We start from the raw sequence: 13156 nt of genomic DNA on the forward strand, positions 1-13156 counted from the left end.
GGCATGACGATGTGGAAGCGTCTGCGTGCAAGCGCATGACGGGTTTGTGATCACGCTCGCGCATCGCTAGATTGGCTGCCATGACCGAATTTGCCGTTTCCGAGTTTCGCCATTCGCAGCGATATATCCGCCTGGATACGATCCTGCGGCTGCGCTGGCTGGCGGTGCTCGGCCAGCTCGCCGCCATCTTCATCGTGGCGCAGGGGCTGGAATTCAACGTCGCGATCGTGCCTTGCGTCACCATCATCGGCCTGTCCGCCGCGCTGAACCTTGCGCTGCAAACGGCTGTCAATCCGATGCAGCGGCTGGAGCCGGTGCACGCGGCAGGCCTGCTCGCGCTCAACATCGTGGAACTGGCGGGTCTGCTGTTCTTTACCGGCGGCCTGCAGAACCCGTTCTCGTTCCTGTTCCTGGCGCCGGTGCTGATCTCGGCGACCGCGCTGCCGGCGCGGCTGACCTTCGGCCTTGGGCTGCTCGCGGTCGCCTGCGCCTCGATTCTGTTCTTCTATCATCTGCCGCTGCCCTGGGATTCCGATGATCCCGTGGTGCTGCCGCCGATCTATCTGGTCGGCGTCTGGCTCTCGATCGTGCTCGCGATCGGCGTCACCAGCCTCTACTCGTTCCAGGTGACCGAAGAGGCGCGCAAGCTCGCCAACGCCCTCGCCGCAACCGAGCTGGTGCTGACGCGCGAGCAGCATCTCACCCAGCTCGACGGCTTGGCGGCCGCCGCCGCGCACGAGCTCGGCACGCCGCTCGCCACGATCTTTTTGATCTCGCGCGAGCTGGAGAAGACGGTGAAGGACCCGACGCTGGTCGGCGACCTCAAGACCCTGCGCGAGCAGACCCAGCGCTGCCGGGACATTTTGAGCAAGATCACGCAACTCTCCTCGACCGGCGCGCCGTTCGACCGGATGAAACTGTCCGAGCTGATCGAGGAGGTGGTGGCGCCGCACCGCGATTTCGGCGTCGACATCAAGGTCAGGATCGCGATCGCGGCGGCGGCGGAACCGGTCGGCTCGCGCAACCCGGCGATCCTCTATGGTGTCGGCAACATTATCGAAAATGCCGTCGATTTCGCCCGCTCCACCGTCGAGGTCAACGCATGGTGGAACAACGACACGATCGAGATCGTGATCTCCGACGACGGGCCCGGCATTCCGCCCGACCTGCTGCACCGGATCGGCGAGCCCTATCTGTCGCGGCGGCGTCCGCAGGACGATGGCGGCAGCGAACGGCGCGGCCTCGGCCTCGGCGTGTTCATCGCGCGTACGTTACTTGAACGCACCGGCGCGAAGGTGTCGTTTACCAATCGCACCTTCCCGGAGCACGGTGCTGTGGTGCAGATCGCCTGGCCCCGCGAGCGTTTTGAGGCTATCGAGACGCTTGAAGAAACAATAGGATAGTCCGCGACCTTGCGTCGCACAGCAGGGCCGATCGACTATTTGCGGCCTTGGCAGGGCACGTTTGCGACGCCATATGTAGACGCGTTGGAGAGAGGAAAAAACCTTGAACGCCATCGCCGAACTGAACGAACAAACCGATCGCTCGCTGCTCATCGTGGAAGACGACAAGCCGTTCCTGGAGCGGTTGTCGCGCGCCATGGAGACGCGCGGATTCACGGTGACCTCGTGTGACACCGTGTCCGACGGCTTGACGCAGATCGGCAAGGCCGCGCCTGCGTTTGCGGTGGTCGACTTGCGGCTCGGCGACGGCAATGGCCTCGACGTCGTCTCGGCGCTGAAGAAGAAGCGCCCCGAGGCACGCGCCATCGTGCTTACCGGTTATGGCAACATTGCCACCGCCGTCACCGCGGTGAAGATGGGTGCGATCGATTATCTCTCGAAACCCGCCGATGCCGACGACGTCGTCGCAGCGCTGCTGTCGACCGGCACCGAAAAGAGCGAGCTGCCGGCGAACCCGATGTCGGCCGACCGCGTGCGCTGGGAACACATCCAGCGCATCTACGAGATGTGCAACCGCAACGTCTCGGAGACGGCGCGCAGGCTGAACATGCACCGCCGCACGCTGCAGCGAATTCTGGCGAAGCGCGCGCCGAGGTAAGGCTCTCGTAGGGTGGGTTAGCCTAGCGATTGCGCGAAGCGCAAATCGCGGGGCGTAACCCACCTCTTTCTTCTCCGCGTCGACAGAAGTGGTGGGTTACGCCAGTGGACCGCGCTTCGCGCGGCCACGTGCTAACCCACCCTACGGCACCGCGTTCGCTGCCCCTACTCCCAAAACTCCGCATGGCCCTGTGGATCGACCAGGCGGTTGATCCGGAGTGCGGCGGCCATCGCAAACCGCACCGTCATCTGCTTGCGGGTGGTGGCGGCGAGCTTGTGCTCGGGCGCTTCGCAGGCGAGATGCGCGCCATAGGCGTCCGCAATGATCAGGCCGGTGCCTTCAGGAAAAATCTCGCAAGGAAGATCCTGCGTGAAGGCGAAGAACAGCCGGTCGCAATGGGCGCGGTAGTCCTGCCATTTCTGGTCGGCGCGGAGATCCTCGACCGAGGATTTTATCTCGACGATCCAGATCTCGCCGCGCTCGTTCAGCGCCACCAGATCGGCACGCCGGCCCGACGGCAGCGGCAATTCGCTGATGCAGGTGAAGCCGAGCGAGCGCAACAGCCGCGCCGTGCCACGCGCGACCGCCAGCGCCGTCTCGGATTGACGGCCATCGGGCGGCGGCACGAGGGCGATGTTACGGGCGGTGGAGTCCATGGGGGGAGAGTAGCCGATTCCGCTGGCCCCGTCATTCCGGGGCGCGCGGCTGCGCGAGCCCGGAATCCATAACCACAGGCGAAAATTGTGAAGCGGGACTTGTAACCACGAGTCTTCGCCAAGCTAGGCCCTGTGGCTATGGGTAGCTCGCGCTGCGCGCGCCCCCCGGGACGACAATGTGAGAATCTTTTGCTTGGCGACCCGCCAAAAATCAGCATTGTGAGCCGCATGACCCAGGAAAATGATACCCAGGCGAAGGCGGGCGCGGTCATCGTGCCCGTCACGCTGTTCGAGCAGAACTGCACCATCATCTGGAACGAGCCCAGCAAGAAGGCTGTGGTGATCGATCCCGGCGGGGACGTGCCAAAGATCCTCGACGCGATCAAGCAGACCGGCGTCACCGTGGAGAAGATCTGGCTCACGCATGGCCATATCGACCATGTCGGCGGCGCGGCCGATTTGCGCGATGCGCTGAAGGTGCCGATCGAGGGGCCGCATGTCGCCGACAAGTTTTTGCTCGACAATGTCGTGGAGAGCGGCGCGCGCTTCGGCATGACCGGCGTGCGCAATCTTGCGCCCGACCGCTGGCTCGAAGAGGGTGACACGGTCGCGATCGGCGAGCTCTCCTTCGACATCTATCACTGCCCCGGCCATTCGCCCGGCAGCGTGGTGTTCTTCAACAAGGAGTTACGTTTTGCCCATGTCGGCGACGTGCTGTTCGCGGGCTCGGTTGGACGCACCGATCTTCCCGGCGGCAGTCACGCCACGCTGATCAACTCGATCAAGACGAAACTGCTGCCGCTCGGCGACGATGTCGGCTTCATCTGCGGCCATGGCGCCGGCTCCAGCATCGGCCAGGAACGGATGACCAATCCGTTCATCACCGGCGAGATGTGATGTTAGATCGTAGGGTGGGTTAGCTCCGCGGATTGCGCGAAGCGCAAATCGCGGGGCGTAACCCACCTCTTCTCTTGCCGCGGAGACAGACGTGGTGGGTTACGCCGCGCGGCCAGCGCTTCGCGCAGCCGCACCGCTAACCCACCCTACGGTCCCGTGCTTGGTCTCGCCGTATCGAGCCCTACTCTGCGGCCTCGGTGAGCACGGGCTCGCCGAGATTGCGCTCACCCCAATCCCTGATCGCGGCGATCACGGGGACAAAGCTCTTGCCCTTGCGGGTCAGGCGATATTCGACCTTGGGCGGCACGACCGCATAATCCTTGCGGTCGATCAGGCCGCTCGCCGTCAGCGCCTTCAATTCGCGGCTGAGCACGCGCGGGGTGATTTCCGCGCTGCCGTCGGTGCCGCGTAAGAGTCCGCTCCTGATCTCGCCGTAACGGCGCGGGCCGTCCTTGAGGTCCCAGACGATCCTCAACTTGTATTTGCCGCTGATCATCTTCTGGAACGCCGCGACCGGGCATGAGCGGAGAGGTTTTGCCTTTGCCATGGCACTGCTCCTTTGTGAGCGAGGATAGGAGCAGCGCGAAAAAAGTCCATACTATCAATTTTGTCCATACTTGCAGGATGGCGCATAAAGCGCAGATGATCTCCCACAAGACGAAGGGAGCGTCACATGAAGCACTTCATGATCAAATACGAGTTCAAGACCGGCACCAGAGAGGCCTGGCACGCGGAGATCGCGCGCTTCATCAAGGCGATCGACGACGATCCCGAGCTGAAGGGCCGCATCAGCTATCGCTGCCTGAAGAACCGCGACGACGGCCACTACTTCCATCTCGCCGGCGTCGCCGACGACGCAGCGCAGAAAACCCTGCAATCGCGCGACTTCTTCAAGCACTATACGGAAATGACGCGAAAGGTCGCCGGCGGCGAGGTGACGGTGACGCCGATCGAGATGATCGACGCGACGGGGTAGTTTGAATGAATTCGGCGGCGCGCCGCCTACAACTCCGTCGTCGTCCCGGATCGGCGCGCGCTTGGGGCGCGCTTGTCCGGGACGACAGCGCATATTGCGGCTGGCTACTTCATCAATCCCGCGGCGGTGAGCGCGCGGGTGATGACGGCGCCGAGATCGAGGCCGCGCTTGCTCCCGTCTATCTTCTTCGCATCCTTCCTGGCCTTCGGTTCGGCCTCCGCCTTGCGGATCGAGCGTGCCAGATGCGGGGCCGGCGGGAGGGCCGGGGCGGGCTTCGCCGAAGATTTCGGCGCCGGCGCGGAGGCTCTGTTCCACTCGGTCAGGCCGAAGAATTTTGCGATGTGATAGGACGACGAGATGCCGGCCTCGATCAGGAAGGCGCCCTCGCTGCCGTAACGATGATCATTGTCGGCGATGCCGAGCGGCGTGCCATGCGCCATGTCGGTGATGGTGAAGGATTCGACGACGGTCTCGCCGTCCTTGTTCCACCAGGCCTGGCGTGGATAGCCGTCGACCACCGTCTCCGCCATCGCCGCCTGCGGCAGGTCGTGCAGATCGAGCCACTGCTTGACGATCTCGTTGGCATTGCCGGGATTGACGGTGCGATCGGCCGTGCCGTGCCACACCGACATCTTTGGCCAGGGGCCGCGATGAGTCGAGGCCTGGCGCACGAGATCGCCGAGCGCACGCGCGGGCCGCTCGGGCGAGTGAAACATGCCGTCGAGCGCCTGGCGCAAATTCGAGGCGACGCCGAACGGCAGGCCCGCGATCACGGCGCCGGCGGCAAAGACGTCCGGATAGGTCGCAAGCATCACCGAGGTCATCGCGCCGCCGGCGGAGAGACCGGTGATGAAGACGCGGCGTGCGTCGATGCCGTACGCCCCAACCATATGCGCGATCATCGCGCGGATCGAAGCGGCCTCGCCTTTGTCGCGCGCGACGTCATCCGGGTTGAACCAGTTGAAGCAGGTGTTGCCGTTGTTGACGCGCTGCTGCTCGGGCATCACGAGCGCAAAGCCATAGTGCTTGGCGAGCGTCGACCAGCCGGCACCGAGATCGTAGGTGGCAGCCGTCTGGCCGCAGCCATGCAGCACGACGACGAGCGCGCGCGGCTGCTGCAATTGCGGCGGCACGAACGCGAACATGCGCAGATCGCCCGGATTGGCGCCGAACGCGGTAACCTCCACCAGCGGACTGTGCAGATTGTTGCTGCGCGTCGAGACGCGCAATCCGTCCAGTCTTGGCAGACGTCTTAAGAGATCGACATTCCTGGCTAACGACACCGACAGCTCCCCCGTGGGCGACTTCCAACGTCCACCCAAAGCAAATAGTTGCTGCGGCGCAAAATAAAAAGAGTGTGTGCTGTCAGATCACCCGGGAATTCACGGGGATTAACCGAATTGCCAAAACTTCATGCATGCGCGCGACGCATCCATGTCAGAAATGCGACGCAGATCATGATTAACGTCGGAAACGAGGCGAGCGAGAGCAAGACTGCTGCACGCGATGAGTGTGCGGATTCGATGCCTGAAATCAGGATCACGCGATGACCTGACGCATTCTCGTCACATGGCTGCATTCCGCCGCGCGGGACATCCTGCGATTGCCATCGCATCCATCGGCACGTAGCTTTCAGCACCCAACGAACACAGAAAATCCAGCCGGAGAGAAACCCATGGCGCGCCTGAAATTCGGAGCCTTCCTTGCCCCGCATCACCCGATCGGGGAGCATCCGATGCTGCAGTTCCGGCGCGACCTCGACCTCGTCGAACAGCTCGACGCGCTCGGCTATGACGAGTTCTGGTGCGGCGAGCATCATTCCTCGGGCTGGGAGATGATCGCCTCGCCGGAAATGTTTCTGGCCGCGGCCGGCGAGCGCACCAAGCGCATCAAGCTCGGCACCGGCGTGGTGTCGCTGCCCTATCACCATCCCTTCAACGTCGCCCAGCGCATGGTGCAGCTCGACCACATGACCGGCGGCCGCGCCATCTTTGGCTCCGGTCCCGGCGCGCTTGCCTCCGACGCGCACACGCTCGGCATCGACCCGATGACGCAGCGCGACCGCCAGGACGAGGCGATCAGCGTGATCCGCCGGCTGTTCAACGGCGAGCGCGTCACCGCAAAGACCGACTGGTTCACCATGAACGACGCGGCGCTGCAGATCCTGCCGCTGCAGGAGGAGATGCCGTTCGTGGTGGCGTCGCAGATCTCACCCTCGGGCATGACGCTCGCGGGCAAATACGGCATCGGCATCATCTCGCTGGGCTCGATGACGACGCAGGGGTTGATGTCGCTGCAACAGCAATGGCAGTTCGCCGAGGACGCCGCCAAGAAGCACGGCACAAAAGTCAATCGCGCCGACTGGCGCGTGCTGCTCACCTTCCACATCGCCGAGACCCGCGAGCAGGCCCGCAAGGAGGCCGGCGCCGGCCTGATGCGCTGGCACAACGAATATAATGTCGGCACCTTGCAGCGGCCCGGCCTCACCGCGTTCGCCTCGCCGGACGAGGCCGTGGACAAGACCGCCTTCGTCGAGGGCGCGGCCTCCACCATCGGCACGCCCGACGATCTCGTCAAAACCATCAAGAACGTGATGCAGGTGTCCGGCGGCATCGGCGCCGTGATCGGCTTCGTGCACGACTGGGCCAATCCGGAAGCGACGCGCCGGAGCTGGGACATGGTCGCGCGCTATGTCGTGCCCGAGATCAACGGCTACATCGACGGCCTGCGCCGGTCGCAGAAATTCGTGATCGAGAACCGTGCGATCTTCGAGCGCGCAGGCCAGGCCGTGATGGCCAAGATCATGGAGAACGACAAGGCGGCCGAGGCGCTGAAGGTCACCGGACCCGGCCGCGTCGCGATTCCCGCCGTCAATGCGCCTGATCTCCAGAAGGAAGCCGCCAAGCGCGGGTAAAAGGCCAGCCGTGCGGCAACGTCGCACGGCTACGACGACCCCTCGGCCTGTGCTATGCTGACCTTGTCAGCCCAATGGGAGCGCATCCGTCATGACGATGCAGAATGTAGCCTCGCCCGCGACAAGCTTCGCGCCGATCAAGCGCAACCAGCTCACGCACATCCCGGGCGACGAGGGCTGGCCGATCATCGGCAAGACGCTGCAGGTGCTGGCCGACCCGAAGGGCCACATCGAGGCGTGCGGTGCAAAATACGGCCCGGTCTATCGCAGCCATATCTTTGGCGAGACCAGTGTGGTGCTGCTCGGGCCCGAGGCCAACGAGCTCGTGATGTTCGACCAGCAGAAAATCTTCTCGTCGACCCATGGCTGGGAGCGCGTGCTCGGGCAATTGTTCCCGCGCGGCCTGATGCTGCTCGATTTCGACGAGCACCGGCTGCATCGCAAGGCGCTGTCGGTCGCCTTCAAGTCCGGGCCGATGAAGTCCTATCTCGGCGAGCTCGACAAGGGCATCGCGGCGCGGGTTGCGCAGTGGAAGGCCAAACCCGGTACGATGCAGCTCTATCCCGCGATGAAGCAGTTGACGCTCGACCTCGCCGCGACCTCGTTCCTCGGCGCCGACATCGGGCCGGAGGTGGACGAGATCAACCGCGCCTTCGTCGACATGGTGGCGGCCGCGGTCACGCCGATCCGCTATGCCATTCCGGGCACGCAGATGGCGCGCGGCGTCGCCGGCCGCAAGCGCATCATCGCCTATTTCAAGCAGCAGATTCCGCTGCGCCGCGGCAATCACGGCGGCGACGATCTGTTCTCGCAGCTCTGCCGCGCCACCCATGAGAACGGCGCGCTGCTCTCCGAGCAGGACATCGTCGACCACATGAGCTTTTTGATGATGGCGGCGCACGACACGCTGACCTCATCCCTCACATCGTTCGTCGGCGAGCTCGCCGCGCATCCCGACTGGCAGCAGAAGCTGCGCGACGAAGTCACGGCGCTGAACCTCGAGCCCGGCGCACCGATGGGCTTTGACGACCTCGAAAAGATGCCGCTGTCGGAAATGGCCTTCAAGGAGGCGCTGCGCATCAAGCCGCCGGTGCCGTCGATGCCGCGCCGCGCGATGCGCGATTTCACCTTCAAGGGTTTTACGATCCCCGCCGGCACCTCGGTCGGCGTCAATCCGCTCTACACCCACCACATGAAGGAGATCTGGCCGGAGCCGGATCATTTCGATCCGCTGCGCTTCACCGAAGACGCCCAGCGCAACCGCCATCGTTTCGCCTGGGTGCCGTTCGGCGGCGGCGCGCATATGTGCCTCGGCCTGCACTTCGCCTACATGCAGGCCAAATGCTTCGCGCGGCACTTTTTGCAGAATATCGAGGTGTCGCTCGAGCCCGGCTACAAGCCGGATTGGCAGATGTGGCCGATCCCGAAGCCGCGCGACGGGCTGAAGGTGAACGTGAAGGCGGTGTGATCACCGCTTTCGTAGGGTGGGTTAGCCTCGCGGCTGCGCGAAGCGCGGTCCGCGCGGCGTAACCCACCTCTTTGGTATCCGCGGTCACAGAAGTGGTGGGTTACGCTGTCGCCCGCGCTTCGCGCAGTCGCCCGTCTAACCCACCCTACGGCACTGCCGTTGCGGCAAGCTGCTACCCCCCATCGAACGCCTTGCGGAGCGCGGCCAGGCCCTGCTGCTGCTGGGTCCAGTTGCGGCCGCTGGTCATGGCGCCGTCGATGACGAGGTCGTGGCCGTTGATGAAGCTCGATTCGTCGCTGGCGAGAAACACCGCGGCATGCGCGATGTCGTCGGGCAGGCCGGCGCGCGGGATCGGTTGCGCGGTCTTGTAGACGTCGCGCATCACCGCCTGCGTCTTCTCGGCGGCGTCCGTCGATAGTCCCAGCGCCTTGCCGAAAATCCCGGTCGCGATCGCGCCGGGCGAGATCGAATTGACCCGCACATTGGATTCGCCGAGCTCCATCGCCACGCATTTGGTGAGATGGATCACCGCCGCCTTGGCGGCGCCGTAGACGACCGAGGAGGAGAAGCCGGCGAGACGGCCGGCGATGCTGCCATTGTTGATGATGCTGCCGGACCCCTGCTTCTTCATATGGGGTGCTGCGTGCTTCATGCCGAGCATGACGCTGCGGACCAGCGTCGCCATCGCGGCGTCGAAGCGCTCGACCTCGAGCCCCTCGATGCCGCCGGTCTGCGCCGGACCGCCGGCATTGTTGAAGAGGCAGTCGATCCGGCCGAATTTCTGGACGGCGAGATCGATCAGCCCATGCATCTGGTCTTCGACCGTGACATCGGTCTGGCGGAAGACGCACGCAGCCCCGAGTTGCTTCGCCAGCGCCTCGCCCTCCGGTATACGTCGCCCAGCGATCACAATTTTGGCACCTTCGGCAACGAAGACTTCGGCGGTCCGCAGTCCGATTCCGCTCGTCGCTCCCGTGATCACCGCAACCTTGCCGTCCAGCCGTCCCATGGCATGCCCCTGTTTTCCGATGTTTTGACGCCAATTGACGGGCGCCGGCCGGCGCCGTCGTCCGAACGGACACTATCCCCGTCCGCTCCGGACAAGGCAAGCTATGCCTGCACGCACAGAATGCGTAACGTCCACTCTCGCGAAGACGCATTCGCTGTGCGGTCAGGCGGTGCATGGTGAAGTTGATCGACGAATTCCGGCGCGGCTGGCAGGGCATCTCTCCGCCCTCGATCGCCGTGAGCGTCACCTTCGCGGCCACGTGCCTGCTGCTGGCGACGCTGGTGCGCTGGGGCCTCGCGCAGGTGCGGCCCGACATCTTCTTCACGCCGTATTTTCCGGCCGTGTTCTTTGCCGCCGCCTTCGGCGGCTTGCGCATCGGCGTCTTCACCGCACTGATCGGCGGCGTGCTCGGCGTCGCCGTCAATTTCGGCGATGCCCATGCCGATCGCGCGCGGTTCGTCCTGCTGGTGCTGTATTGGACGGTCTGCGCGCTGACGATCTGGGGCGTCGAGCACTATCGCATGCTCCTGGTCGAGCAGCGCCGGATCTCGAAGAAGCTGATCGAGGAGGAGCACTATCGCAAGCTCGTGGTCGACGAGCTTCAGCACCGGCTGAAGAACAAATTGTCCACCGTGCACGCCGTGCTGCACCAGGTGCTGCACGACCAGCCGCAAGTCTGGGCCCGGATCGATCCGCGGCTACGCTCGCTGGCCTCGACCGACGATCTGATCGCAAAGGTCGACAATTCCGGCTGCGACATCCGCGACCTCCTGATCTCCGAGCTCGGCCCTTACGGCCATGTCCGCTTCACGCTGAACGGCGACCGGCTGTTCCTCCCCGCCAAGCTCGCGGTGACGCTGTCATTGATGTTCCATGAGCTTGCCACCAACGCCAGCAAGTATGGCGCGTTCTCCGCGCCGCGCGGCCTGTTGCAGGTGTCGTGGACCGTCGCCGACGACCGCCTCACCATCACGTGGGACGAGACCGAGGGCCCGAGCGTGGACCAGATCGCCGCACCCGGCTTCGGCACAAAACTCCTGAGATCGGCACTCTCGGCCTTCGACGGCAAGACCGAGATCTCCTATCTGAAGACCGGCGTTCACTGCATCATGCAGTGCCGGATCCCCAAGGCTGATCGTAATCAAGGCTGATCGCTCGTTTCAAAGCGAAACGCCGATCGCAGCTTTCGCTGGCAGTTTCGCAACCGCCGTTGACACTCTGTTAATGACGATCGACGCCGCCCGTCGCCGCGCCGAAATATCGGCTAAACCACCCCCGTATTTCTGCGGACCCCTTAACCAAAACTAAGAGGGAACCGCGCAAGATCGGCGGTATTACAAAGCCGCGCCCGCACAACAAGATTCATGAATTCTATGAACGACAGCAAGTACTCCGGCGCGACTGAGGCCGAGCTCGGATTTCTCAAGGAAATCGTTAGAATGCTGCCGGCCGGCGTGACCGTTCACGACGAGCGCGGCGAGCTGCTTCTGGTTAACGATGCCGCCGCAAACGCGCTCGGCCTCGACGGAAGCCGCCCGACACCCGATCTCGCCCAGCGCCAGGAAGTCTGCGTGCAGGCGCTGCGCGGCGGCCGGCCCGTCGTCACCGAGGAATCCCTGCAAGCGGGTGCCGCGCGCCAGGTGCTGCTGACCACCCACCGCCCGGTCCGCCTCGCCGGCCGCGATCTCCTGATCTCGGCCTCGTCAGATATCACCGAGCAGAAGAACTTTGAGGACCAGCTCTTTCGCTCGGCCTATTTCGACGAGCTGACCGGACTGCCGTCACGCCGCGTGATCGAGCATCGCGCCAACAGCATCCTGTCGCGCGACAACGGCGGCGAGCGCTTTGCGCTGGCCTTCCTCGACCTCGACAATTTCAAGCACATCAACGACTATTACGGTCATTCCGTCGGCGACGCCTTGCTCACCGAGTTGTCCAAGCGGCTCGGGCGCGATCTGCGCGAGACCGACATGCTGTCGCGGATCTCCGGCGACGAGTTTTTGCTGCTGCTCTCGCCGATCGAGACCCAGCAGGAGGTCGCGGAGTTCATCGAGTCCACCCTGCAGCGGCTGACCGCACCCTTCTTCATCGACGGCTCGGAGATCTTTGCCTCCACCTCGGTCGGCGTCAGCCTCTACCCCGACCACGGCCGCAGCTTCGAGGTGCTGCGCCAGAACGCCGACATCGCGATGTACCGCATCAAGAACGACGGCAAGGGTGCCGCTGCCTTCTTCGATGCCAGCATGGAGCGCGAGGCGCTGGCGCGCACCAGGATCGAGCAGTCGCTGCGGCTCGCGATCCTCGAAAAGCGTTTTTGCTGCGCCTTCCAGTCCAAGGTCGATATCCGCACGCAGGCCGTGAAGGGCATCGAGGCGCTGGTGCGGCTGCGCGACGACGAAGGCGTGATCCAGGCGCCGGGCTCCTTTATCAATCTCGCGGTCGAGCTCGGGCTGATCGACGAGCTCACCCATCTGGTGCTGGCGGAGATCGTCAAGTCGATCGATCTGATCAACGACACCTTCGGCGCCGACGCGACCATCAGCATCAACGTCGCCGCCAAGCAGGCCGGCAAGCCCGAATTCATGCGCAGCTTCGCGCAGGCGCTCGACGACACCGGCTTTCCAAAACGCTTCATGATCGAGGTGACGGAGGACGCCTTCGTCGCCAAGAGCCATTTTCAGGCGGAAATCCTGCCGATGTTCCGCAAGCTCGGCGTCGGCATCTCGATCGACGATTTCGGCACCGGCTTTTCCTCGCTCTCGGCACTCGCCGACATCACCGCCGACGAGCTCAAGATCGACCGCTCCTTCATCACCGACATCCATAAGCGCCCGCGCAGCCAGGGCATCTTGCGCGCGATCGAATCGCTGAGCGAAGCGCTGGGAATGACTGTCATTGCGGAGGGGATCGAAACCTACGAGGAGCTCGCCTATCTCCAGGCCGCGACAAAAATCCGCTATGCGCAGGGCTATTACTTCTCGCAGCCGATCTTCCTCGAAGAGCTGAAGCTCGCAACCCCCGCCTCCAGCGAGTCGCGCGGCAGCGTGTCCAACCGGCCAGCGCAGCAGAACCGCCAGGGCTATTCGCGGGCAAGCGGGTATCGGCGGTAGAACCTCAGCTGTCGTCCTGGCGAAAGCCAGGACCCATTACCCCGGTGGGTGGTTGTGGCGCGAGG

At 64.1% G+C, this 13156-nt stretch carries 12 protein-coding genes; 8 read left to right on the forward strand and 4 right to left on the reverse strand.

The features are described 5' to 3' along the window. Positions 1 to 80 precede the first annotated feature (80 nt). On the forward strand, positions 81 to 1403 hold the full coding sequence (locus C2U70_RS07415; RefSeq protein WP_140977354.1) for an ActS/PrrB/RegB family redox-sensitive histidine kinase: 1323 nt from the start codon (positions 81 to 83) through the stop codon (positions 1401 to 1403). A 103-nt stretch (positions 1404 to 1506) separates the two neighbouring features. Further along, positions 1507 to 2061 carry an ActR/PrrA/RegA family redox response regulator transcription factor gene (locus C2U70_RS07420; protein ID WP_140977355.1) on the forward strand — a complete coding sequence of 185 codons (555 nt, stop codon included), beginning with the start codon at positions 1507 to 1509 and terminating at the stop codon, positions 2059 to 2061. A 164-nt stretch (positions 2062 to 2225) separates the two neighbouring features. On the opposite strand, the gene C2U70_RS07425 is transcribed toward C2U70_RS07420, so the two are convergent. Further along, entirely contained in the window at positions 2226 to 2717 is a 492-nt protein-coding gene (locus tag C2U70_RS07425) for an MmcB family DNA repair protein (RefSeq protein WP_140977356.1), read from the reverse strand. 228 nt (positions 2718 to 2945) lie between these two features. Between C2U70_RS07425 and C2U70_RS07430 the strand changes: the two genes are divergently transcribed. Next, complete coding sequence (locus tag C2U70_RS07430; protein ID WP_140977357.1) at positions 2946 to 3614, forward strand: MBL fold metallo-hydrolase; 669 nt, start codon at positions 2946 to 2948, stop codon at positions 3612 to 3614. Between the two features lie 181 nt (positions 3615 to 3795). Here the strand turns inward: C2U70_RS07430 and C2U70_RS07435 are convergent, their stop codons facing one another. Next, the gene (locus C2U70_RS07435) at positions 3796 to 4161 is read right to left on the reverse strand and encodes a winged helix-turn-helix transcriptional regulator (RefSeq protein WP_140977358.1); all 366 of its coding nucleotides are present in this window, start codon (positions 4159 to 4161) and stop codon (positions 3796 to 3798) included. A 126-nt stretch (positions 4162 to 4287) separates the two neighbouring features. Between C2U70_RS07435 and C2U70_RS07440 the strand changes: the two genes are divergently transcribed. Then, complete coding sequence (locus C2U70_RS07440) at positions 4288 to 4590, forward strand: hypothetical protein (protein WP_140977359.1); 303 nt, start codon at positions 4288 to 4290, stop codon at positions 4588 to 4590. A 104-nt stretch (positions 4591 to 4694) separates the two neighbouring features. On the opposite strand, the gene C2U70_RS07445 is transcribed toward C2U70_RS07440, so the two are convergent. Further along, positions 4695 to 5873, reverse strand: a complete 1179-nt coding sequence (locus tag C2U70_RS07445; RefSeq protein ID WP_140977360.1) for an extracellular catalytic domain type 1 short-chain-length polyhydroxyalkanoate depolymerase — start codon at positions 5871 to 5873, stop codon at positions 4695 to 4697. A gap of 392 nt (positions 5874 to 6265) precedes the next feature. On the opposite strand from C2U70_RS07445, the gene C2U70_RS07455 reads away from it, so the two are divergent. Beyond that, positions 6266 to 7504 (forward strand): LLM class flavin-dependent oxidoreductase, encoded by a 1239-nt coding sequence (locus C2U70_RS07455; protein ID WP_140977362.1) that lies wholly within the window; start codon positions 6266 to 6268, stop codon positions 7502 to 7504. A gap of 91 nt (positions 7505 to 7595) precedes the next feature. Then, positions 7596 to 8972 (forward strand): cytochrome P450, encoded by a 1377-nt coding sequence (locus tag C2U70_RS07460; RefSeq protein ID WP_140977363.1) that lies wholly within the window; start codon positions 7596 to 7598, stop codon positions 8970 to 8972. 172 nt (positions 8973 to 9144) lie between these two features. Here the strand turns inward: C2U70_RS07460 and C2U70_RS07465 are convergent, their stop codons facing one another. Beyond that, positions 9145 to 9981, reverse strand: a complete 837-nt coding sequence (locus C2U70_RS07465; protein WP_140977364.1) for an SDR family NAD(P)-dependent oxidoreductase — start codon at positions 9979 to 9981, stop codon at positions 9145 to 9147. A gap of 173 nt (positions 9982 to 10154) precedes the next feature. Here C2U70_RS07465 and C2U70_RS07470 point away from each other — a divergent pair, with 173 nt between their 5' ends. Together C2U70_RS07470 and C2U70_RS07475 are read left to right on the forward strand one after the other, a co-directional pair. After that, positions 10155 to 11132 carry a sensor histidine kinase gene (locus tag C2U70_RS07470; RefSeq protein ID WP_140977365.1) on the forward strand — a complete coding sequence of 326 codons (978 nt, stop codon included), beginning with the start codon at positions 10155 to 10157 and terminating at the stop codon, positions 11130 to 11132. 222 nt (positions 11133 to 11354) lie between these two features. Next, positions 11355 to 13091 carry a putative bifunctional diguanylate cyclase/phosphodiesterase gene (locus tag C2U70_RS07475; RefSeq protein ID WP_186294113.1) on the forward strand — a complete coding sequence of 579 codons (1737 nt, stop codon included), beginning with the start codon at positions 11355 to 11357 and terminating at the stop codon, positions 13089 to 13091. Positions 13092 to 13156 lie beyond the last annotated feature (65 nt).

The organism is Bradyrhizobium guangdongense, assembly GCF_006483445.1.
In the GTDB taxonomy this organism is placed as follows: Bacteria; Pseudomonadota; Alphaproteobacteria; order Rhizobiales; family Xanthobacteraceae; genus Bradyrhizobium; species Bradyrhizobium guangdongense_A.

Bases quoted from the DNA above. Each gene is read 5' to 3' on its own strand.
- C2U70_RS07460 (WP_140977363.1), top strand. From the start codon at position 7,596: ATGACGATGCAGAATGTAGCCTCGCCCGCGACAAGCTTCGCGCCGATC.
- C2U70_RS07470 (WP_140977365.1), top strand. From the start codon at position 10,155: ATGGTGAAGTTGATCGACGAATTCCGGCGCGGCTGGCAGGGCATCTCT.
- C2U70_RS07415 (WP_140977354.1), top strand. From the start codon at position 81: ATGACCGAATTTGCCGTTTCCGAGTTTCGCCATTCGCAGCGATATATC.
- C2U70_RS07435 (WP_140977358.1), bottom strand. From the start codon at position 4,161: ATGGCAAAGGCAAAACCTCTCCGCTCATGCCCGGTCGCGGCGTTCCAG.
- C2U70_RS07425 (WP_140977356.1), bottom strand. From the start codon at position 2,717: ATGGACTCCACCGCCCGTAACATCGCCCTCGTGCCGCCGCCCGATGGC.
- C2U70_RS07430 (WP_140977357.1), top strand. From the start codon at position 2,946: ATGACCCAGGAAAATGATACCCAGGCGAAGGCGGGCGCGGTCATCGTG.
- C2U70_RS07475 (WP_186294113.1), top strand. From the start codon at position 11,355: ATGAACGACAGCAAGTACTCCGGCGCGACTGAGGCCGAGCTCGGATTT.
- C2U70_RS07455 (WP_140977362.1), top strand. From the start codon at position 6,266: ATGGCGCGCCTGAAATTCGGAGCCTTCCTTGCCCCGCATCACCCGATC.
- C2U70_RS07440 (WP_140977359.1), top strand. From the start codon at position 4,288: ATGAAGCACTTCATGATCAAATACGAGTTCAAGACCGGCACCAGAGAG.
- C2U70_RS07465 (WP_140977364.1), bottom strand. From the start codon at position 9,981: ATGGGACGGCTGGACGGCAAGGTTGCGGTGATCACGGGAGCGACGAGC.